Raw genomic sequence first — 24,368 nt, forward strand, 5'->3', positions numbered from 1 at the left:
TCTTCAATCCTGATAGTTTTCACAAACCCGCGCCTGCCCGTCCTGCCACCAGGCCGCCAGGCTGTACACCTGGGGCGCCTTGAGCACGCTGTAGTGGTCACCCGGCCCTTCCCACACCGCCAGTTGCGGCAACAGCCGCTGCCAGCCGGCGCGCATGGCCGCCTGCTCGCGCTGGCTGCCGGCCGAATCGAGGGTCGGGTCGGCCACCAGCACCAGGCTGGCCGGGCCCTGGTAAACACCCTGCGGGCGATACACCGTGCGCAACGCGGCACTGAAGGTGCGCAGCGTGCCGGCCAGGGCCTGTACCCCGGCGCGCGCCGGCAACAGCCCGGCCTGTTGCATGGCCGTGTGCAGCAGCTGCAGTTGCTGGTCGTCGTCGGCCGCGGCAAACGCCTCGGCATCCAGCCCCAGCGCCTTGCCGCTGCCCAACTGCAACGACTCCACCAGCCGCTGCAACGCTGCCGTGGTGGTGTACGGCCTGCCGCACACGCTGCCGCTGGCGGGCGCTTCACTGTCGACCAAGGTCAACGAGCCCACCTCGCGGCCCGCCGCCTGTAACTGGCAGGCCATGGCATGGGCCACCCAGCCGCCGAACGAATGCCCCAGCAGGTGCACCGGCCCTTGCGGGTACAGCGCCTGCAATGCCTGCACATGGCAGCGCGCAGCAGCCTCCACCTCACGGTGCGGCACCCCGGCGCCTTCCAGCCCGCGCGGTTGCAAGCCGTACAGCGGCCGGTCCGGCCCCAGCGCATCGGCAAGGCCGACAAAGCGGGTAACGCTGTCGCCGGCACCGGGCACGCAGAACAGCGGCGCCTGCCCGGGCTGGCCGCTCTGGATCGCCACCAAAGGCTGATGGGCAGCCCCTGGCGGCGCGCAGGCCACGGCCAAGGCGTCACCCAGCGCCTGCCCCAGGGCCTGCACATGGGGCGGCTGCATCATGCTGCGGTGGTCACCCGGTACCTCGACGGCATGCACCTGCCCTGCGCCCAGGGTGTCGGCCCAGCCCTGGGCAGGGCTGGCGCCGCTGCGCTGGCGGGCGCAGAACAGCTGCACCGGCACATCCAGCGGCTCGACCCGGTAATGGGCCAGGGCGTGGCCGTGGGCCAGTTCCCGCTCCAGGAAGTGGCGCAGCGCGGTGTCCTCGGCCTCTGCCAGGGCGGCGTACAGCAGTTGCTCGTCACGGCAGGCGGCCAGAAGCTCGGCAAAGGCCGGCGCCTGCTGCTCCAGCACCTTGAGTTTGGCCAGCTGCACCAGCCCGGCCGCACCCTGGGCTTGCCAGTACTGGCTGCAATGCAGCAACAGGTGGCGCTCCAGCAACCATGGCCCCTGCCAACGCGGCTTGCCCTGGTCGGTCAGGCGCGGCAGGAAGCTGTCGATCAGGCCAAGGAAGCTCACCGCCTGGTCGGCGCCACGCAGTTGCGCGGCGATCTCGTAGGCCAGCACGCCACCGAACGACCAGCCCGCCAGGCGGTACGGCCCTTCGGGCTGCACCGCGCGGATGCGCTCGATGGCCCGGCTGGCCAGGCATTCCAGGGTGTGTGGCTGGGCCTGGCCCAAGGGTATGCCCGGCACGCCGTAGACCGGGAACCCCGCCGGCAGGTGTTGGCCCAGCACCGGGAAGTACAGCTCCAGGCCACTGAACTCGTGCAGCAAAAACAGCGGTGGTTCGTCGCCCTCGCCGCGCACGGTCACCAGCCCCTCGGGCTGCTGCGCCGTGCCCTGCTGCTGCATGGCCTTGGCCTGGGCGGCCACGGTCGGGTGCTGGAACAGCTCGGCCAGGCTGCTGGCCAGGCCCTCCTGCTGCAGGCGGTTGACCAGGCGAATGGCGCTCAGCGAATGCCCGCCCAGTTCGAAGAAGCTGTCATGGCGGCCCACCTGGGCCACCTCCAGCACCTCGCCCCAGACCTGCGCCAGGCGCCGCTCCAGCGCCGTGGCCGGGGCCTCGTAACGGTCCTGGCCGATGGCCCCGGCTGCCGGCAGCGGCAAGGCCTTGCGGTCGACCTTGCCGTTGTTGTTCAGCGGCAGGCTGTCCATGGCCACCAGCGCCACCGGCACCATGTACTCGGGCACCCGCGCCTGCAGCCACGTACGCAACTGCTCGGAGCTCAGCGCCGGGTCGCGGCGGCTGTACCAGGCCAGCAGGCGCAGCGGCCCCTGGTCCAGGCGCAAGGCCTGCACCACCGCCTCGCCGATGCCTGGGCAGCGGGCCATGTGCTGCTCGATTTCGCCCAGTTCAATACGGAAGCCGCGGATCTTCACCTGGTCGTCATTGCGCCCCAGGCATTCCAGCTGGCCGTCTTCGCGCCAGTAGCCCAGGTCACCGGTGCGGTACAGGCGTGCGCCCGGTTGGCCGCTGAACGGGTCATCGACAAAGCGCTCGGCGGTCAGTTGCGGGCGGTTCAGGTAGCCTGCGGCCACACCGTCACCGCCAATGTGCAACTCGCCCACCACGCCCACCGGCAAGGGCCGGCCATGGCCGTCGAGCACGTACACCCGGGTGTTGCCGATAGGCCGGCCGATCGGCACGCTGTCGCTGCCTTCAGGCACGCTGCGCACCTCGCTGGTGGTGGCATAACCGGTGGTTTCGGTGGGGCCGTAGCAATGCACCAGGCGCAGCTGCGGGGCCACCGCCAGCAAACGGCGAAACGCCGCAGGCTCGCCACGCTCGCCACCGCACATCAGCACCCGCAGCCGGGCCAGTGTTTCGGGTATCAACTGCACGTACTGGTTGAACAGCGCAGTGGTGAGAAACATCACGCTCACCTCGCCCAGCACCGGGGCCAGGCGCGCCGGGTCGAGCAGGGTCGCCTGGTCGATCACCCGCAACTGCCCGCCATTGAGCAGCGCACCCCACACCTCCACGGTGCTGGCGTCGAATGCCGGGTTGGCGGCAAACGCCATGCAGTCGCCTGCGTTGAAGTCGGCGTAACCGTTGTTCAGCACCAGCCGGGCGATGCCCCGGTGCGGCGTTTGCACGCCCTTGGGCGCGCCGCTGGAGCCGGAGGTGTACATCACGTAGGCAACGCTGCCGCCACCCTGGGCCAGGCCCGGGTTGTGCCCGGGCATGTCGTGCAGGGCCAGGCGGTCAAGGGCAATGCGCCGGGACGGGCATTCCAGGGTGTCGGCGGCGCGGCACAGCAGCGCCACGGCCTGGCTGTCAGCCAGCATGAAGGCCTGGCGTTCGGAGGGGGCGTTGATGTCCAGCGGCACGTACACCGCTGCGCACTTGGCCACCGCCAGTTGCGCCACCAGCAGCTCCAGCGAGCGCGGCAGCAGGATCGCCACCGCATCACCCGGGGCCACGCCCTGGCCGATCAGGTAGTGGGCCAGGCGGTTGGCGCGCTCGTTCAGCTCGCCATAGCGCAAGGTGTCACTCCCCTCCACCGCCGCCACCGCCAGCGGCTGGCTGGCCACGCGCTGCTCGAACAGGCGGTGCACCGGCAGCTCGCGGGGGTAGTCGCGGTCGGTGGCGTTGAAGCCTTCGAGCAAGCTGCTGCGCTCGGCGCCCGGCAGCATCGACAGGCTGCTCAACGGCGTGCCCGGCGCCTCGGCCAAGGATTGCGAAAGGACCATCAAGGCCTGTTCCAGGTAGGCGCAGATGCGCCCGGCATCGATGCCCTCGGCACTCTGGGCGGTCAGGGTGAAGCCTTCGCCGTCGTCGTCGACGCTCAGGGCCAGCGGGTAGTTGCTGCGCTCCTCGGCCTGCAGCAGCTCGATGCCTTGCCAGGCCCGCGCCTGCCCATTGGCAGCCGCGCCGCCATGGCGGTAGTTGAGCAGCGCACTGAACAGCGGCGCGCCCGCCGGCAAGCCGCTGCAGCGCTGGGCCAGGGCCAGTTGGGCATGCTCGTGGCGCAGCAGCTCGCTGAGCCGCTGGTGAGTGGCGCGAACGCCTTCAGCGACATCCACGTCGGCCAAGTCGATGCGCAGTGGCAGGCTGTTGATGAACACCCCCAGCGCCCGCTCGCTGCCTTCACCACCGGCCAGGCGGCCGAGCAGCACGCTGCCGAACACCACGCTGTCGCGCCCGGACAGCTGCCCGAGTACCAGTGCCCAGGCCAGGTGCACCAGGCTGGCGGCGCTGACCCCGGCCTGGCGCGCCTGCTCGCGCAGTTGCCGGCTGAGTGGTGCCGCCAGCACCTTCTGCGCCTGGCGCGGGGCATCGCTGCCATGGGGGCGTAGCGAACCGTAGGGCAAGGTGGGCTCGTCGATATCGGCCAACTGCGCGCGGAAGAACGCCTCGGCGGCCTCGCTCCCGGCGCTGCGCAGGGTCTGGGCGATGTAGTTGCGGTACGGCACCGGGGCTGGCAATTGCTGCGCCTCACCCAGCAGCAACGCCTGCAGTTCGTGCACCAGCACCTCCAGGGCCACGTGGTCGAGCACCGCATGGTGGAACTGCAAGCGCGCCTGGATACGCCCGGCCTCGCGGCAGTGCAGCAGACGCAGCAGCGGGGCCTGGGTCAGGTCCATGTGGCCATGGGCGGGGTCATCCAGCGCTGTCACTTCCTGCACTGGCAGGTGCGCCTGGCGCCACACCGCCTGCACCGGGGTGGGCAGGCCATCCCAGTGCAGGCTGCTGCGCAGGCTGTCGTGGCGGGCGATGGCCGCTTGCAGGGCCGTGGCGAAGGCGTGCAGGCGGCTGGCATCGCTGAAGGCGAAGTGCACCTGTTGCAGGTAAGGGTCGGCCTGCCCGGGGTTGGCCAGGTGGTGATACAGAATACCGGCCTGCAGCGGCCCCAGCGGGTAGATGTCCTGCACGTTGGCGGCGCCGCCGGTGACGCTGGCGACCACGCTGTCGATTGCCGGCTGCTCCAGGGCCACCAGCGCCAGCAAGTCCGGGGTGATGCCCTGGCAGTCGCCAGTAATGCGGTTGGCCGGGACCTCGGGCGCGGCATTGCTGGCCACGGTCGCCGCCAGGGCCGACAGGCTGGGCTCGGCGAACAGCACATGAATATCCACCTGCAAGCCACGGCTGCGCAGGCGGGCGAGCAAGGTCAGGGCCAGCAACGAATGGCCGCCCAGTTCGAAGAAGTTGTCATGCCGCCCTACCCGCTCCAGCCCCAACAGCTCGGCCCAGACCTCAGCCAGCAGTTGCTCGGTGGCACCTTGCGGGGCCTCATACGGGCGGCTGGTCAGGGCCTCGGCGCCCGGCACCGGCAGTGCCTTGCGGTCGAGCTTGCCGTTGGGGCTAAGCGGCAAGGCCTGCAGGTGCACGAACAGCGCCGGCACCATGAACTCCGGCAGGTGACGCAGCAGTTCGTCGCGCAGCACTTCCACTGCCTGTGCGTTGCCGGTGTAGTACGCCACCAGGCGGCGTTCGCCTTGCAGCTCGGGGGCCAGCACCGCAGCTTCCTGAATGCCGTCGATACGGGTCAGGCAGGCCTGGATTTCACCCAGTTCGATACGCAGGCCACGCAGCTTCACCTGGTCGTCGTTGCGGCCCAGGTATTCGAGGTTACCGTCCGGCAGGTAGCGGGCCAGGTCGCCGGTGCGGTACAGCCGGCCACCCGGGGTGAACGTGTCGTCGATGAAGCGCTCGGCGCTCAGTTCGGCGCAGTTCAGGTAACCGCGCGCCACCTGCACGCCACCGATGTACAGCTCGCCGGCCACGCCTTGCGGCGTCGGTTGGCCGTAGGCGTCGAGCACATACAGCTGGGTGTTGGCCACCGGTTTGCCGATTGGCGTGTTATCCGGCGTTTGTTCCAGCGGCTCGGCGCAGTGCCAGGCGCTGACGTCCACTGCAGCTTCGGTCGGGCCGTACAGGTTGTGCAGCTCCACGCCGGCCAGTTGTGCCTTGAAGCGGCGCACCAGGCTACCGGGCAAGGCCTCGCCGCTGCACAGCACGCGCTTCATCGCTGCCCGCTCGGCATCGCCGTGGGCCAGGAAGGCATCCAGCATCGAGGGCACGAAGTGCAAGGTGGTGACCTGCTGTTGAGCGATCACGTCACGCAGGTAGGCCGGGTCCTTGTGGCCGCCCGGGCGGGCCATGACCAGGCAGGCGCCGGTTTGCAGCGGCCAGAAGAATTCCCATACCGACACATCGAAGCTGAACGGGGTTTTCTGCAATACCACGTCATCTGCACCCAGCTGGTATTGCTGCTGGGTCCACAGCAGGCGGTTCACAACCCCGCGGTGCTCGTTCATGACGCCTTTGGGCAGGCCCGTGGAGCCGGAGGTGTAGATCACGTAGGCCAGGTGGTTCGGGGTCAGGCCGATGACTTCAGGGTTTTCTGCCGAGAGGTCAGCCCAGGTTTCGTAGTCCAGGTCCACCACCGGCAGCCCTTGCGGTACTTGCCGGGTAGCACCATGCACCAGCACCGCCACCGGCGCGCTGTCGGTGAGCATGTGGTTGATGCGTTCAGCCGGGTAATCCGGGTCCACCGGCACATAAGCACCACCGGCTTTGAGAATCGCCAGCAACCCCACCACCATCGCCAGCCCGCGCTCCACGCAGATCGCCACGCGGTCATCGGGTTTCACGCCCAAGGCAATCAAGTGATGGGCCAAGCGGTTGGCCTTGGCGTTGAGCTGGGCAAAGCTCAGCTCGCCTTCCTCGCCGCGCACGGCAATGGCCTCGGGGCTGATCTGCACTTGCGCCTCGATCAGGCCATGCACGGTCTGTTCAAGGTCGTAAGCCGCCGCCGTGGCATTGAAGCCGCGCACCAACCGGTTACGTTCCTCGGGCTCCAGCAGCTCGACCCCGGCCAACTCGGCCTGGTCGTTGGCCACCATCGCCCGCAGCAGTTGCTCGAAATAGCCGCCATAGCGGCGCACGCTGCTTTCATCGAACAGCGCCGTGGCGTATTCCAGCGAGCCGACGATGCACTCGCCCTGCTCGCCAAGGTTCAGCGACAGGTCGAACTTGGCCACCTGCCCGGCCTGCGCCACGCCCTCGATCTGCAAGCCGTCCAGCTCAAGCTCGCCCAGCGACCCCGGCAGCCAGTTCAGGGTGGTCTGCAACAGTGGTGCATGGGCCAGGCTGCGGGCCGGGCGCAAAGCCTCGACCACCTGCTCGAACGGCAACGCCTGGTGGGCCTGAGCCTCCAGCAGGCGGGCCTTGACCTGGCCGAGCAATACCTCGGTGCTGGCGGCCTCGGGCAGCGCGATGCGCAGCGCCAGGGTGTTGACGAACAACCCCACCAGCCCTTCCAGCTCAGCGCGGTCGCGCCCGGCGACCGGGCAGCCGATCACCACTTCCGGCTGCCCGGCCAGGCGTGCCAGCAGGCTGGCCCAGGCGCTCAGCAGCACCATGTACGGCGTGGCGCCGTGGCGCAGAGCCAGGCTGCGCAGGCCGGCGCTCAGGCCCGCGTCCAGGCGCAGCGGCAAGGTGGCCCCGGCATAATCCTGGCGGGCCGGGCGTGGCCGGTCCCAGGGCAAGGTCAGCAAGGCCGGCGCGCCGGCCAGGGTGGGTTGCCAGTAGGCCACCTGCTGCGCCAGGCGCTCGCCGTCCAGCCAGCGCCGTTGCCACAGGGCGTAGTCGGCGTATTGCAGGGCCAGCGGCGGCAACGGGTCGGCCAGGCCCTGGCGCAGGGCCGGGTACAGTTGCGAGAGTTCCGCGGTGAGCACCGCCAGCGAGCCGCCGTCGGCAACGATGTGATGCACGGTCACCGCCAGCACATGGTAGTCATCGGCCAGTTGTAACAGGCTGGCGCGCAGCAGCGGGCCGTTGCCCAAGTCGAACGGCTGCGCTGCCGCCTGCTGCAGGCTGGCGGCCATTTGCTGGGGCGCCTGGCGCAGGTCGAGGCGTTGCAGCCAGCCTGGCGCCGGGGTGGCGCCGGTCAGCACCTGCACCTGCTCACCCTCGGCCACAAAGCAACTGCGCAACGCCTGATGGCGCTCGACAATGCGCAACAAGGCCGCCTCCAGCGCTTGGGCATCCAGCGCACCGCGCAGGCCCAGGGCCAGGGGAATGTGGTAGGCCTGCCCCGCATCGCCCATCTGCGCCAAAAACCACAGGCGCTGCTGGGCATACGACAACACACCGGTTTGCCCGGCAGGCGCGGCGACGATCGGCGGCAGCTCGCTACCCTCGGCGCTGGCCAGGTAACCGGCCAGGGCGGCCAGCTCGGCATGGGCGAACAGCGCGTTGAGCGCCAATTCCGCGCCCAGGCGCAGGCGCACCTGGGACGCCAGGCGCATGGCCAGCAGCGAGTGCCCGCCCAGTTCGAAGAAGTGGTCGCGCCGCCCTACCCGCTCAACCTGCAGCAGCTCGCTCCAGATGTGCGCCAGGGTGTGTTCCAACTCGCCCTGCGGCGCCTCGTAACCGCGCTCGAACAACGCCGTGCGGTCGGGTGCCGGCAAGGCCCGGCGGTCAAGCTTGCCGTTGGCGGTTAGCGGCAGTGCCGGCAAGGCCACATAGGCCACCGGCACCATGTAATCGGGCAGGTGGGCCTGCAACTGCGCGCGCAATTGCGCAGGCGCAGCCACCTCTACCTCGGGCTGCGCCGTGAAGTAGGCAACCAGCCGCGCCTGGCCCGGCTGGTCCTCGCGGGCCACTACCACTGCCTCATTGATGCCCGGCAGGCTGTTCAGACGGCTTTCGATTTCGCCCAGTTCAATACGCACGCCGCGGATCTTCACCTGGTCGTCGTTGCGCCCCAGGTACTCCAGGGTGCCGTCGGCCAGCCAGCGCACCAGGTCGCCGGTGCGGTACATGCGCCCGCCGTGGAACGGGTCGTCAACAAAGCGCTCGGCGGTGAGGTCCGGGCGGCCCAGGTAGCCCCGGGCCACCCCGGCGCCGCCCACGTACAGTTCGCCCGCCACCTGTAACGGCACCGGCTGGCACTGGCCGTCGAGCACATACAGGCGGGTGTTGTCGACCGCCGCGCCGATATGCAGCACGCCACCGGCCTGCACCACGCCGGAGCTGGCCACCACGGTGGTTTCGGTGGGGCCGTAGTTGTTCACCACGCTGAAGGTCTGGTTGCGGTTGAACTGGCGCAGGCGGTCGCCGCCGATCAACAGGGTGCGCAGGGTCGGGTGGCCGATCTGCTGGCTGAAGGCGTATTCAGCCACGGGGGTCGGCAAGAAGCTCACATCCAGCGGCTGCGCCTGCCACCAGCTCAGCAGCACGTCGAGGTCGTCGTTACCATCGCCCGGTGGGGCGATGTGCACGGTCGCGCCGCCGCACAAGGCCGGCCACAGCTCCCAGGCCATGGCGTCGAAGCCAAAGCCGGCCAGGCTCGAGGTGTGCCGCCCTGGCCCCAGGTCGAAGGCCCGGCAGTGCCAGCCCACCAGGTTGGCCAGGGTGCGGTGCTCCACCATCACGCCCTTGGGCAGGCCGGTGGAGCCGGAGGTGTAGATCACGTAGGCCAGGTTGGCTGCATTCAGGCCGGTCACCTGCGGGTTGTCGTCACGGGCCGGCCAGTCGGGCTGGTCGAGGTTCAGCAGCGGCACTTGCACGGCGTCCAGGCGCCCGCGCAGTGCCTGTTGGGTCAGCACTACCTTGGGCGCGCTGTCGGCCAGCAGGTAGGCAATGCGCTCGTCCGGGTGCGCCGGGTCAACCGGCACATAGGCGCCGCCGGCCTTGAGCACCGCCAGCAGGCCGACCAGGGTGTCCAGGCCACGGCGGGCCACCACCGCCACCCGCGCATCCGGGCCCACGCCCAGCCCGATCAGCTGATGGGCCAGGGCATTGGCACTGTGGTTAAGGGTGGCGTAGTCCAGGGTCTGCCCCAGGCAGCTGGCAGCGATGGCAGTGGGCTGCGCCAGGGCCTGGTGCTCGACCTGCTGGTGCAGGGTCAGCGACAGGTCGTGGGGGTGCTGGCGGGTATTGATGTCGTCCAATAGCCACCGCCGCTCCGCCGCCGGCAGTACCGACAGGCTTTGCAGCGGCGCCTGGCCACCTTGCTCGAGGGCATCGACCAAGGCCTGCATGGTCTGTTCGAGGTAACCGCACACCCGCTCGCCAGGCACCTGGGCACTGGCCAGCAGGGTCAGGCGCAGGCCCTCGCCAAGGTCGTCCACGCTCAGGGTCAGCGGGTAGTTGCTGCGCTCCTCGGAATGCAGGATATCGATACCGGCCCAGGCCGCGCGCGCCTGGGCGCTGGCCTCGATGGCACTGTGGCGGTAGTTGAGCAGGCTGTTGAACAGCGGCGTCGGCGCCGCCACTGCGCTGCAGCGCTGGGCCAGGGCCAGCGGCGCATGCTCGTGGCGCATCAGCGTGGCCAGGCGCTGGTGGGTGGCCTTGAGCGCCTCGGCCACCGCCAGCGCGCCCAGCTCGACCCGCAGCGGCAAGGTGTTGATGAAAATGCCCAAAGCCCGGTCAGTGGCTTCGGCGCCTTGCAGGCGGCCCATCAGCACGGTGCCGAACACCACGCTGGCCTGCCCGGTCAGGGCGCCGAGCACCTGGGCCCAGCCCAGGTGGAACAGGCTGCCCACGCTGACCCCGCAGGCCCGGGCCTGGGCGCGGATGCGCAGGCACAGGGCGCTGTCCAGGGCCAGGCTGTGTTCCTCGGTCTGGCCGCTGTCGGCCTGTACGTCCTGCAACTGGTAGGCCAGGGTTGGGCTGTCGAGGTCACCCAGCATGGTGCGGAAGAACGCCTCGTGCTGGGCTTCGCTTACCCCCAGGCAGGCCTGGGCCACGTAGTTGCGAAACGGCACCGGCGTGCCCAGGCTCGCGCCCTGGCCTTGCAGCAGCGCCTGCATTTCGTGGCGCACCACGTCCAAGGCGCTGTGGTCCAGGGCGATATGGTGGAACTGCAGGCTGGCGAGAATGCTCCCGTCAGCGGCTGCGGCCCGGTGGCGCAGGCGAATCAACGGCGCCTGGGCAAGGTCCAGCCGGCGCGCGTCTTCGCCCTCCTCGACCTGCAGCGGCGCCTGGCGCCAGACCACTTGCAGCGGTTGCTCAAGCCCCTCCCAGTGCACCGAGGTGCGCAGGATGTCGTGGCGGGCGATCACCCCGCGCAAGGCTTCGGCGAAGGCGTCCAGGCGCTGGCGGTCGGCGAAGGCGAACTGCGCCTGCATCACGTAGGGGTCGCTGCCACTGCTGCTGGCGTGGTGGTAGAGGATGCCCTGTTGCAGCGGGGCCAGCGGGTAGATGTCCTGCACGTTGGCCGCCCCGCCCGGCACCTGGGCCAGCAGGCGGTCGATGGCGCCCTGGTCGAGCTCGGCCAGGGTCAGCATGGCGGGGGTTATATGGCTGCACCCGTCGGCGATGCCGTTGGCCGGCACCAGCACCGGGCCGCGCTGGCCCGGCTGGTAGCCGCCGCTGGCCAGCAGCGCGATCAAGGCTGGCTTGTGCTCGCGCAGTTGCGCCACCAGTTGCGGGTCGCCCAGCGCCTGGCGGTTGCCCTGCACGGCCAGCTGGCCATCCTTCAGGGCCAGCTGGATGTCGAGGCTGGCCAGGGTGGCCAGAAGTTGTTCGATGCTCACAGGACGATCTCCATTCTGTCTGTGATGGCTGCGTAGCCCGCCAAAGTGGGTTGTTCGAACAGGGCGCGCACGTCGGCCTCCAGGCCGTGTTCACGCAGGCGGGCGGTGAGGGTCACCGCCAGCAGCGAATGGCCGCCCAGTTCGAAGAAGTTGTCATGCCGCCCTACTCGCTCCAGCCCCAACAGCTCGGCCCAGACCTCAGCCAGCAGCTGTTCGGTGGCACCTTGCGGGGCCTCATACGGGCGGCTGGTCAGGGCCTCGGCGCCCGGCACCGGCAGTGCCTTGCGGTCGAGCTTGCCGTTGGGGCTCAGCGGCAAGGCCTGCAGGTGCACGAACAGCGCCGGCACCATGAACTCCGGCAGGTGACGCAGCAGTTCGGCGCGCAGCTCTTCCACCGCTTGTGCGTTGCCGGTGTAGTACGCCACCAGGCGGCGTTCGCCTTGCAGCTCGGGGGCCAGCACGGCGGCTTCTTGAATACCGTCGATACGGGTCAGGCAGGCCTGGATCTCGCCCAGCTCGATACGCAGGCCACGCAGCTTCACCTGGTCGTCGTTGCGGCCCAGGTATTCGAGGTTGCCGTCCGCCAGGTGGCGGGCCAGGTCGCCGGTGCGGTACAGCCGCCCGCCTGGGGTGAACGGGTCGTCGATGAAGCGTTCGGCGCTCAGTTCGGCACGGTTGAGGTAGCCGCGCGCCACCTGCACGCCACCGATGTACAGCTCGCCGGCCACGCCTTGCGGCGTCGGCTGGCCATAGGCGTCCAATACATACAACTGGGTGTTGGCCACCGGTTTGCCGATTGGGGTGTTGTCCGGCGTTTGCTCCAGCGGCTCGGCACAGTGCCAGGCACTGACGTCCACTGCTGCTTCGGTCGGGCCGTACAGGTTGTGCAGCTCCACGCCGGCCAGTTGTGCCTTGAAGCGGCGCACCAGGCTACCGGGCAAAGCCTCGCCGCTGCACAGCACGCGCTTCATCGCTGCCCGCTCGGCATCGCCGTGGGCCAGGAAGGCATCCAGCATCGAGGGCACGAAGTGCAAGGTGGTGACCTGCTGTTGAGCGATCACGTCACGCAGGTAGGCTGGGTCCTTGTGGCCGCCTGGGCGCGCCATGACCAGGCAGGCGCCGGTTTGCAGCGGCCAGAAGAATTCCCATACCGACACATCGAAGCTGAACGGGGTTTTCTGCAATACCACGTCATCTGCACCCAGCTGGTATTGCTGCTGGGTCCAGAGCAGGCGGTTCACCACCCCGCGATGCTCGTTCATCACACCCTTGGGCAGGCCGGTGGAGCCGGAGGTGTAGATCACGTAGGCCAGGTGGTTCGGGGTCAGGCCCAGAACCACCGGGTTGCTATCCGTTAGATGCGTCCAGGTGTCGAGGTCCAGGTCCACCACCGGCAGCCCTTGCGGTACTTGCCGGGTAGCACCATGCACCAGCACCGCCACCGGCGCGCTGTCGGTGAGCATGTGGTTGATGCGCTCGGCCGGGTAATCCGGGTCCACCGGCACATAAGCACCACCGGCCTTGAGAATGGCCAGCAGCCCCACCACCATCGCCAGCCCGCGCTCGACGCAGATCGCCACGCGGTCGTCGGGTTTGACGCCCAACGCAATCAAGTGATGAGCCAGGCGGTTGGCCTTGGCATTGAGCTGGGCAAAGCTCAGCTCGCCTTCCTCGCCGCGCACCGCAATGGCCTCGGGGCTGCGCTGCACTTGTGCCTCGATCAGGCCATGCACGGTCTGCTCAAGGTCGTAAGCCGCCGCCGTGGCATTAAAGCCCAGCAACAAACGCTCGCGCTCCTGCACCGGCACCACGTTCAGGCGCTGTACCGGCAGGTCCGGCTGGCGTTCAAGGGCTTGCACCAGCCCTTCCAGTACCGCCTGCATCTGCTGGCAGACCCGCGCCGCACCCACTTTGGCCGGCACTTGCGCGGTCAGGCGCAGGGCATCGCCGAAGTCATCCACGTTAAGGCTGAACAAGAAGTGCGTGCGCTCTTCGCTGGCCAGGGTCTCGATGCCCTGCCAGGCCTCGCGCTGGGCAGCCCCCTCAGCCTCGCCGTGGCGGTAGTTGAGCATGGCGCTGAACAGCGGCTGTGGCGCGGCCACTGCGCTGCAGCGCTGGGCCAGGGCCAGGGAGGCATGCTCATGGGCCAGCAGTGCGCTGAGCCGCTCATGGGTGTTGCGCACGGCCTGGCGCACGTCGAAGCCGTCCAGGTCCAGGCGCAGTGGCAGGGTGTTGATGAACATGCCCAGCCCATGGCTGGCGCCGTCGCCGCCGCCCATGCGCCCCAGCAGCACGCTGCCGAACACCACGCAGGCCTTGCCGCTGGCGGCCGCCAGCAGGCGCCCGAAGGCCAGGTGCAACAGGCTGGCGGTGCTCACCCCAAGCTGGCGGGCCTGGCTGCGCAGCTGGCGCTGCAAGGCTTCGGGCAGTTGCAGGCGGGCCTCTTCGATGGCTCCGGCCACCCCGGCTTGCGGGTTGAGGCCGTAGGGCAAGGTCGGCTCGTCGATATCGGCCAACTGGCCACGGAAGAACGCCTCGTGCTCGGCTTCACTCACGCCCAGCAACGCCTGGGCCACGTAGTTGCGGTACGGCACCGGCGCCTGGGCAGGTTCGCCCTGGCCGTTCAGGCAGGCGAGCATTTCTGCGCGCACCACCTCCAGTGCGGTGTGGTCGAGCACTATGTGGTGGAACTGCAATGTGGCCAACAGCCGCGGGCTGCCCTGGGTGCGGCTGTAGGTCAGGCGAATCAACGGCGCCTGGGCCAGGTCCAGCCACTGCTCGGCGGGCTCGCTTTGCTCGCGCACCAGCAGCGGGGCTTCACGCCACACCACCTGCACCGCTTGCGGCAAACCTTCCCACAGCACGGCGGTGCGCAGGATGTCATGCCGGGCGATGACCGTGCGCAAGGCCTCGGCAAAGGCCTGCAAACGCGCCTCGCTGTCGAACGCCATGCGCGATTGCAGCACATAGGGGTCGTGGCGCCCGGCGCCGAGGTGGTGGTAGAGAATGCCCTCCTGCAGCGGCGCCAGCGGGTAGATGTCCTGCACGTTGGCCGCCCCGCCCGACACGCTGGCGGTGATGCGCGCAATCTGCGCCGGGGTCAGCGTCACCAGGCTGAGCATGCCCGGGGTAATCTGCCGGCAGCCGGCCGGGATGCCGTTGGCCGGCACTTGCACTTGGCGCGCCGGCCCCTGGGCAGCAGCCAGCGCGGCCACGCTGGGTTGGCTGAACAGCTGGCGCACATCGCACTCGATACCCTGGCTGCGCAGTTGCTCCACCAGGCTTACCGCCAGCAGCGAGTGGCCGCCCAGGGTGAAGAAGTTGTCGTGCCGGCCTACCCGCTCCAGCCCCAAGACCTCGGCCCAGACCTGCGCCATGGCGGTTTCGCGCTCGCCCTGCGGCGCCTCGAAGGCCGGGCCGGCCAGGCTGGCCGGGTCGGGGTCGGGCAACGCGCGGCGGTCGAGCTTGCCATGGGTGGTCAGCGGCAGCGCCGCCAGGGGCATGAACGCCAGCGGCAGCATATGCGCCGGCAGGCGCGCTGCCAGGGCCTGGCGCAACTCATCGACGTTCACCTCGCCCTCGGCGCAGAACCAGGCCAGCAGCCGCTCACCGCGCACCAGCACGGCGGCCTCGGCCACCCCGGGTTGCGCGCTCAGCGCAGCCTCGACCTCGCCCAGTTCGACGCGCATGCCACGGATTTTCACCTGGTCGTCGTTGCGGCCCAGGTAATCCAGGGTGCCGTCGCTGTTCCAACGCACCAGGTCACCGCTGCGGTACATGCGCCCGCCATGGAACGGGTTGTCGACAAAACGCTCGGCGGTCAGGTCCGGGCGGCCCAGGTAGCCGCGGGCAACCCCGGCGCCGCCGATGTACAGTTCGCCCGCCACGCCCACCGGCACTGGCTGCTGCTGACCATCGAGCACATAGGCCCGGGTATTGGGCAACGGCCGGCCGATATGCGCCACAGTGCCCGGCGCCACCTGCCCGGAGGTGGCCACCACGGTGGTTTCGGTGGGGCCGTAGTTGTTGACCACGGCAAAGCCCGGGGCGCTGTCGAACGGCCGCAGGCGGTCGCCACCGGTCAGCAGCGTGCGCAGGGTCGGGTGGCCCTGGCCCTTGCGCAGCACTTGCTCGGCCAGCGGCGTGGGCAGGAAGGCCACCTCCAAAGGCGCCGCCTGCCACCAGTCCAGCAACCCCTGCACATCGTCACCGGCAAGCTCGGCCGGCGGCAGGTGCAGCACGGCCCCGGCGCACAGCGCCGGCCACACTTCCCAGGCCATGGCGTCAAAGCCAAAACCGGCCACGCTGGCGGTCTGGCTGCCGGCGCCCAGGCTGAAGGCCTCGCAGTGCCAGTGCACCAGGTTGGCCAGGGTGCGGTGCTCGACCATCACCCCCTTGGGCTGGCCGGTGGAGCCGGAGGTGTAGACCACATAGGCCAGGCCATCGTCAGCCAGGCCCGGCACCTGCGGGTTGTGTTCAGGCGCGGTGTGCCAGCCGCCGAGGTCCAGGTTCAGCCGGGGTACAGCCTCGCCCAGGCGGGTATTAGCCGACTCGGCCAGCACCAGCGCCGGAGCGCTGTCGTGCAGCAGGTAGGCGATACGTTCGGCAGGGTATGCCGGGTCCACCGGCACGTAGGCGGCGCCGGCCTTGAGCACCGCCAGCAGCGCCACCAGGCGTTGCGGGGTACGCGGCAGGCACAGCGCCACCCGCGCGCCCGGGGCCACGCCCAGGCCGATCAGGTGGTGGGCCAGGCGGTTGGCGGCGCGGTTGAGTTCGCCGTAGGTCAGCACCTCCTCGCCTTGCACCACGGCGCGGGCATTGGCTGCGCGCGCCGCCTGGGCCTCGATCAGGGCATGCACGGTCATCCCTTTCGGGTAGTGGCGGTGGTTGTCGTTGAAGCCTTCGAGCAGTTGCACGCGCTCTTCAGCGCCCAGCAGCGGCAAGAGCTCGACCGCCGCCTGCCCGCCTTGCTCCAGCGCCTGTACCAGCTGTTCGAGGGCATTGGCCATCCAGCCGGCCACGCGCCCGGCGCCGATGCCGGCCTGGGCCAGCACGCTCAGGGCAAAGCCTTCGCCCAGGTCGTCGACGCTCAGGGTCAGCGGGTAGTTGCTGCGCTCTTCGCCGCCCAGCAGGCGCACGCCCTGCCAGATGCCCTCGCCGTCACGGCGCGCCTCGGCGTTGCTGTGGCGGTAGTTGAGCAAGGCGCTGAACAGCGGCTGGCCTGCGGGCAAACCACTGCAACGCACGGCCTCGGCCAGTGCGGCATGCTCGTGGCCGAGCAATGCCGACAGCCCGGCATGGGTGGCGCGCAGGGCCTGGGCCACCGGGGCGCAGGTGTCGATGCGCAGCGGCAGGGTGTTGATGAACACCCCCAGGGCCCGGTCGGCGCCCTCGCCGCCTTGCAGGCGGCCCATCAGCACGGTGCCGAACACCACGTCGCTGCGGTTGGCCAGCACCCCGACTACCCGCGCCCAGGCCAGGTGCGCAAGGCTGGCGGCACTGACGCCCAGCTGGCGGGCCTGTTCGCGCAGGCGCCGGGCCAGGGCGCCATCCAGCGCCTGGTGCGCCTCCTCGATGGCATGGCCCTCGCCCTGCACGTCATGCAGGCCGAACGGCAGGGTCGGCTCGTCGATATCGCCAAGCAGCTTGCTGAAGAACGCCTCATGGCGCTGGCGGTCGTTGCCCAGGCGCGCCTGGGCCACATAGTTGCGGTACGGCACCGGCGCGCTCAGGGCGCTGTCGTCGCCGCGCATCAGCGCGAGCATTTCACTGCCGACCACGTCCATGGCGGTGTGGTCCAGGGCCAGGTGATGGAACAGCAGGATAGCCACCACCTGGCTATTACCCGGGTCGTGGGCGTAGACCAGCCGCAGCAGCGGCGCCTGGCCCAGGTCGATACGGTGCTGGCGGGCATCGAAGCGCGCCTGCAACTGGTCGATCACAGGTAGCGAGCTGCCTGCATCCAGCACGATTTCGTCCACGCCAAGCTCGGCATGGCGCCAGACCACCTGCACCGGCTCCGCCAGGCCTTCCCAGGCCAGCGAGGTGCGCAGGATGTCGTGCCGGGCGATTACCTGCTGCAGGGCCGCGGCCCAGGCTTGCAGGCGCACCAGGCTGTCGAAGGCCAGGCGCGACTGCAGCAGGTACGGGTCGCCCTGGGCGGCGCTCAGGTGGTGGTAGAGGATGCCCTCCTGCAGCGGCGCCAGCGGGTAGATTTCCTGCACGTTGGCGGCGCCGCCCGGCACCGTGGCGACGATGCGCTGGATGCTGGCCGGGTCCAGTTGCACCAGGCTGAGCATGTCCGGGGTGATGCTGTCGGCCCCGGCCGGCACCCGGTTGACGGGCACCTGCACTTCGCTGCCGCTGCCCACCGCAGCGGCCAGGGCGGCCAGGGTCGGCTGGGCGAACAGTACGCGCACATCGGCGCCCAGGCCGGCCTTGCGCATGCGCTCGATCAGGCTTACGGCCAGCAGTGAATGGCCGCCCATTTCGAAGAAGTTGTCGTGGCGCCCCACCCGCTCGACCTTGAGCAAGTCGGCCCAGATCGCCGCCAGGCGAGTTTCCAGCGCCCCTTCGGGGGCGGCGAACACGCGGCTGAGCACATCGCCCTGGCCCGGCGCCGGCAGCGCACGGCGGTCGAGCTTGCCGTTGGCGGTCAGTGGCCACCGGGCCACGCCCACGTAGGCGGCCGGCAGCATGTAGTCGGGTAGCTGGCCCTGCAGTTGCTCGTGCAGGCTGGCAATCGCCGGTGCTTCGCCCTCGGCCTGGAAGTACGCCACCAGGCGCTTGTCCCCCGGCACATCCTCGCGCACCAGCACCACGGCATCGCGCACCCCGGTGCAGGCGGCCAGGCGGGCTTCGATCTCGCCCAGTTCTATACGGAAGCCGCGCAGCTTGACCTGCTGGTCGCTGCGCCCCAGGTAGCGCAAGGTGCCATCGGCCTGCCAGGCCACCAGGTCGCCACTGCGGTACAGCCGCGCGCCGGGTTCGCCACTGAACGGGTCGTCGATAAAGCGCTCGGCGGTAAGCGCAGGCTGGCCCAGGTAACCCAGGGCCACGCCGTCACCGCCGATGTACAGCTCGCCCACCGCGCCCACCGGCAGCGGCTGGCGCCGGGCGTCGAGCACATAGCAGCGGCTGTTGCCGATGGGCGTGCCGATGGGGATCGCCCCTGCCCCCGCACTGTGGATCTCAAAGGTGGTGCTGAAGGTGGTGGCCTCGGTCGGCCCGTAGCCGTTGAGCAGATGCCCCGGCGCACCGCCCTGCAGCACACGGTTGATCACCGCCGGGTCCAGCACATCGCCGCCGACCATCAGGTAGCGCAGCGTGGCGAATACCGGCAACAAGGCATCGGCGTATTGGTGGAACAAACCCGCCGTCAGCCACAGCACCGTCACGCCGCCGTCGAGCAGCGCCTGGCCCAGGCTATCGGGGGCCAGCACCTGGTGCTGGTCGATCACCACCACCGCGCCGCCGTTGAGCAGCGGCGCCCACACTTCCAGGGTGCTGGCGTCGAAGGCCGGGTTGGAGGCGAAAGCCACGCGGTCGCGGGCGTTGAAGTCGGCAAAGCCGTTGTTGATCACCAGCCGCGCAACCGCCCGGTGCGGCACCTGCACGCCTTTGGGCGTGCCGGTGGAGCCGGAGGTGTACATGATGTAGGCAGCGCTGCCCGCAGCCACCGCCAGCTCCGGGGCATGCCCGGGGTAGGCGGCCAGGTTGAGGGTGTCCAGCTCCACGCGCTGGGTATCACCCGGGCGCGGCTGGTCGCTGTGGGTCAGCAGCAGGCTGGCGCCACAGTCTTCGAGCATGAAGGCCTGGCGCTCCAGCGGCGCGTTGCCGTCCAGCGGCACGTAGGTGGCGCCGCAGCGGCTCACCGCCAGTTGCGCGGCCACCAGGTCGAACGAGCGCGGCAGCAGCAGCGCCACCCGCTCGCCCGGGCGCAGGCCGAGGGCCAGCAGGTGGTGGGCCAGGCGGTGGGCGTGCTCGGCCAGCTCCGCGTAGCGCCACTGGCGCTGGCCATGGATCAGCGCCACGGCATCGCCCGAGGCGGCGGCGCGGGCCTGGAACAGCACATGCAGCGGTTGCTCGCGCGGGTAGTCGCGGCGGGTGTCGTTGAACTGGTGAAGCACCCGCTCACGCTCGCCGGCCGGCAGGCTGGCAACTGCATGCAGCGGGCTTTGCGGGGCTTGCTCCAGGGCCTGGGCCAGTTGCTCCAGGGCGCAGGCCAGCAGCGCGCAAACCTGGCTGCCATCGACCTCCGGCACCGCCTGCACGGTCAGGTTCAGGCCTTCGCCCTGGTCGTCGACGTTGACCACCAGCGGGTAGTTGCTGCGCTCGCGGGAGGCCAGCAGTTCGATGCCGGCCCAGCCCAGGCCGTCGCCTGCGGCCTTGGGGCTGGCATGGCGGAAGTTGAGCAGGCTGGTGAACAGCGCCTGGTCACTGGGCACGCCGCTGCAACGCAGGGCCTGGGCCAGCGAGGCCTGTTCGTGGCCGAGCAGTTGCGCCAGGCGCTGGTGGGTACGGCGCACGCCATCGGCCACGCCCATCGCATCGACACTGACCCGCAGCGGCAAGGTGTTGATGAACATGCCCAGCGCCCGGTCGGCCCCGGCGCCGCCTTGCAGGCGGCCCAGCAGCACGGTGCCGAACACCACCTCCTGGCGCCCGCTCAGTTGCGCCAGCACCTGGCCCCAGGCCTGGTGCACCAGGCTGGCGATGCTCACCCCCAGCTGACGCGCCTGCACCCGCAGGCGGGCAGCCAGTGCCGGGGCCACAGGCTGCTGGTGCTCGAGTACCTGCACGCCGTCGCCCTGCACATCGCGCAGGCCGAACACTTCGGTGGGCTCGTCGATGTCGCCGAGCATGTCGCGGAACAGCGCCTCGTCGCCGGCCGGGTCGGCGTCCAGGCGGGCGCGGGCCACGTAGTTGCGGTACGGCACGCTGTCGAGCGCAAGGGTACGCCCTTGCAGCACCGCGCCCACCTGGGCCACCAGCAGCTCGGTGGCGGTGTGGTCGAGGAGGATATGGTGCAGCAGCAGGGTCGCTTCCAGGCGCTCGCCTTCGCTGTGGCGCACCAGCTTCATCAACGGTGCGCGGTTCAGCTCCAGGCATTGCAGGTCGGCATTGGCCACCACCGGCAGGCGGGCCTGGCGGTGCACTACCTGTACCGCTTCGTCCAGGCCTTGCCAGTGGATGCTGGTGCGCAGGATGTCGTGCTCGGCAATCACCTTGTCCAGGGCCTCGACAAAACCTTGCAGCTGGCTTTCGCCGGCAAAGGCAAAGCGTGCGCGCAGCACGTAAGGGTCAGCGCCGCTGCTGGCCAGGTGGTGGTAGAGAATGCCCTGCTGCAACGGGGCCAGGCCGTAGATGTCCTGCACGTTGGCGCAGCCGCCGGGGATGCCGGCCACCAACTGGTCGATGGCCGCCTGCTCGAGGTTGGCCAGGGGCAGCATGTGCGGCTCGATGCGCGTGCAGCCGGCTGGCACCAGGTTGGCCGGCACCGGCGCCGCCTGCCCGGTGGTCACGGCAGCGGCCAGGGCCGCCAGGGTCGGCTGGCCGAACAGCACCCGCACATCGGCGGCCAGGTCTTGCTGGCGCATGCGCTCCACCAGCTTGACCGCCAGCAGCGAATGGCCGCCCAGTTCGAAGAAGTTGTCGTGGCGGCCCACCTCGGCGATGCCCAGCAGTTGCTGCCAGATCTGCGCGATGCACTGTTCGGCCTCGCCTTGCGGCGCCTCGAAGGCATGCCGGGCGAAGGCGGCGCCATCGGGCTCGGGCAGCGCCTTGCGGTCGAGCTTGCCGTTGCCGGTCAGCGGGAAGCTGTCCAGCCGTACGAATGCGGCCGGCACCATGTACTCGGCCAGGTCCTTGAGCAGCGCCTGGCGCAGCTCGGCGACGCTCGGCGCTGCGCCCTCCTCGGCCAGCCACCAGGCCACCAGGCGCGGCTCGCCTGCGCTGTCGGGGCGGGCCAGAACCACGGCCTCGCGCACACCGGCGCAGGCGGCCAGGCGTGCTTCGATTTCGCCCAGCTCGATACGGAAGCCGCGGATCTTCACCTGGTCGTCGTTGCGGCCCAGGTAATCCAGGCTGCCATCGGCGGCCCAGCGGGCCAGGTCGCCTGTTTTGTACAGGCGCCCTGCCGGGTTGAACGGGTCGCTGATAAAGCGCTCGGCGCTGAGTTCGGGGCGGTTGAGGTAGCCCCGGGCAACCCCGGCGCCCCCCACGTACAGCTCACCGGTAACCCCCACCGGCACCGGCTGGCGCTGGGCGTCGAGCACGTACAGTTGCAGGTCTGGGATGCGCTCGCCGATGGGGCTGACGCCCACCAGCTGGGCGTCGGCGGCCTGCAGCGGGCGGTAGGTGACGTGCACCGTGGTTTCGGTGATGCCGTACATGTTCACCAGGCGCGTGCCGGCATTGGCGATGCGCGCGTACCAAGGTTTGAGCGAGCCCGGCTCCAGCGCCTCGCCGCCGAAGATCACCTGGCGCAGCGAGTGCTGCAAGGTGCTGCGGCCTTGGGCTGCAATCAGCTGGCGGAAGGCGCTGGGGGTCTGGTTGAGTACGCTGACGCCGCTCTGGCACAGCAGCGCGTAGCACTCGTCGGGGTTGCGGCTGATGCGCTGCGGCACGATCAGCAACTGGCCGCCGTAGGCCAGCGCGCCCCAGATTTCCCACACCGAGAAGTCGAAGGCGAACGAGTGGAACAACGCCCACACATCCTGCGGGTTGAAGCCGTACCAGGCGTCGGTGGCGGTGAACAGGCGGCTGGCGTTGCCGTGCTCGACCATCACCCCCTTGGGCAGCCCGGTGGAGCCGGAGGTGTAGATGACATAGGCCAGGTGCGTGGGCAGCAGGCCCGGGCACTGCGGATCGTGTTCGGGCTGGCTGGCCAGGCGCGGGTCGTCGAGGTCCAGCAGTGGCGCCTCGGGGGTGCCCAGCAGGGCCAGGCAGTCGGCCTGGCTGAGCACCGCCGCAGGTGCGCTGTCGGCCAGGGTGAAGGCGATGCGCTGGGCCGGGGCGCCGGGGTCGATGGGCACGTAGCCGGCACCGGCCTTGAGCACGCCAAGCATGGCGACGATCATCGCCGGGCCGCGCTCCACGCAAATGGCCACCCGCGCCTCAGGGCCGATGCCCAGGCCGATCAGGTGGTGGGCCAGTTGGTTGGCGCGGCGGTTGAGTTCGCCGTAGCTGATGCTTTGCTGCTCGAAGATCAGCGCAGTGGCTTGCGGGCGCGCCTTGGCGTGGGCTTCGAAGCGCTGGTGCAACAGCGGCGTGGCGGCAAATGCCTGCAGCGGCTGGTTGCTGGCCTGCAGCAGCTGCTCGCGCTCGCCCGGCGGCAGAATGTCCAGCGCCTGCACCGGGGTGTGCGGTGCCTGCTCCAGGGCCTGGGCCAGTTGCCCGAGGGTTTGCGCAAGGTAACCGGCAACGCGCCGGGCGCCGATCTGGCTGGCCACCAGCGCGGTGATGCGAAACGCCTCGCCGAGGTCGTCGATGTTCACCGTCAGCGGGTAGTTGGTGCGCTCTTCGGCGCCCAGTACAAGGATGCCCGGCGCCACCTCGATCACCGCATCGGCGTCCCCTGCGGCGCTGTGGCGGTAGTTGAGCACGCAGTTGAACAACGGCGTGGGGGCGGCAACGCCGCTGCAGCGCTGGGCTTCGGCCAGTGATGCCTGCTCGTGGCCGAGCAGGCCGCTCAGGCGCTGGTGGGTGGTTTGCAGCCCTTCGCTGACGCTGATTGCGCCGACATCCACCCGCAGCGGCAAGGTGTTGATGAACATGCCCAGCGCCTGCTCGCCGCCGGCGCCGGCCTCCATGCGCCCCAGCAGAACGCTGCCGAACACCACCGCCTCGCGCCCGGACACCTGCCCCAGCACCCGCGCCATGGCCAGGTGCATCAGGCTCGCCGGGCTGACCCCAAGCTGCCGGGCCAGGCCGCGCAGGCGCAGGCTGAGGGCCGGCTCCAGGGTGAGCCGGGCTTCTTCCACCGACAGGCCGTCGCTTTCTGCCAGGCCAAAGGCCAGGGTCGGCTCGTCGATATCACCAAGCATCTGGCCGAAGAATGCCTGCTGCGCGCCTGCGTCACGGGCCTGGCGGGCTTCTGCCAGCAGGTCGCGAAACGGCACGGCGGGGCCGACCTGGGCGCTGTTGCCGGTCAGGTGCGCGTGCAGTTCGCGGCGCACGATATCCAGGGCGGCGTGGTCCATCACCGTGTGGTGGAACAGCAACAGGGCGACCACCTCTTCACCATGGCCCGGCGCATGCACCAGGCGCAGCAGCGGCGCCTGGCCGAGGTCGAGGCGGAACTGGCGGCTGTCGAAGCGCTCACGCAGTTGCGCCAGGGCATCGCCCGCACCGTCCAGCAGCACCCCTTCGCAAACCAGCGGCGCTTCGCGCCAGACCACTTGCAGCGGCTCGTCCAGGCGCTCCCACAGCAGCGCGCTGCGCAGGATGTCGTGGCGCTGGATCACCCATTGCAAGGCCTCGCGAAACGCCGCCAGGTGCGCGGCGCTGGCAAAGCGCAGCTGCGCCTGCAACAGGTAGGGGTCGCCGGCGCTGGCGCTGAGGTGGTGGTAGAGCATGCCCTCTTGCAGCGGCGCCAGCGGGTAGATGTCCTGCACGTTGGCCGCGCCGCCCGGCACCGTGGCGACGATGCGGTCGATGGCGGCCTGGTCCAGGCTCACCAGTGGCAGCATGTCGGGGGTGATGCGCAGCGCCGGGCTGACCCAGTCGTCGCCCTGCCCGGCCAGCATCGCCAGCAGCGCCGGCTTGTGGTCGGCCAGGGCCTGCCACAGGTGGTCGTCCAGGGCATCGTCGGCGCCCAGCACCACCAGGTCGTCGCCGTCACGTTGCAGTCGGATCGCGCGGGTGCACAGCACCGCCATCAGTTCGCTCAAGGGCATGGGTTAAGCATCCTGCTTTGCCAAGTGAATAAAAGTCGGGGGTGAAACTAAAGGATCGGTGCCTGCGGGGCTGACAGGGGAAGCCGGGACAATCGGTGG

At 69.9% G+C, this 24,368-nt stretch carries 2 protein-coding genes; both read right to left on the bottom strand.

What is annotated here, in order from left to right; genetic code table 11:
- Positions 1–3: 3 nt before the first annotated feature.
- Positions 4–11,370, bottom strand: coding sequence for a non-ribosomal peptide synthetase (locus KSS93_RS17470; protein ID WP_217885234.1), 11,367 nt, complete (start codon positions 11,368–11,370; stop codon positions 4–6).
- Positions 11,367–24,269, bottom strand: coding sequence for a non-ribosomal peptide synthetase (locus KSS93_RS17475; RefSeq protein ID WP_217885235.1), 12,903 nt, complete (start codon positions 24,267–24,269; stop codon positions 11,367–11,369). Before KSS93_RS17475 ends, KSS93_RS17470 begins: the two co-directional genes overlap by 4 nt.
- Between the last annotated feature and the right edge of the window lie 99 nt (positions 24,270–24,368).

Origin of the sequence: Pseudomonas xanthosomatis (assembly GCF_019139835.1) — a bacterium.
Taxonomy (GTDB): domain Bacteria; phylum Pseudomonadota; class Gammaproteobacteria; order Pseudomonadales; family Pseudomonadaceae; genus Aquipseudomonas; species Aquipseudomonas fakonensis.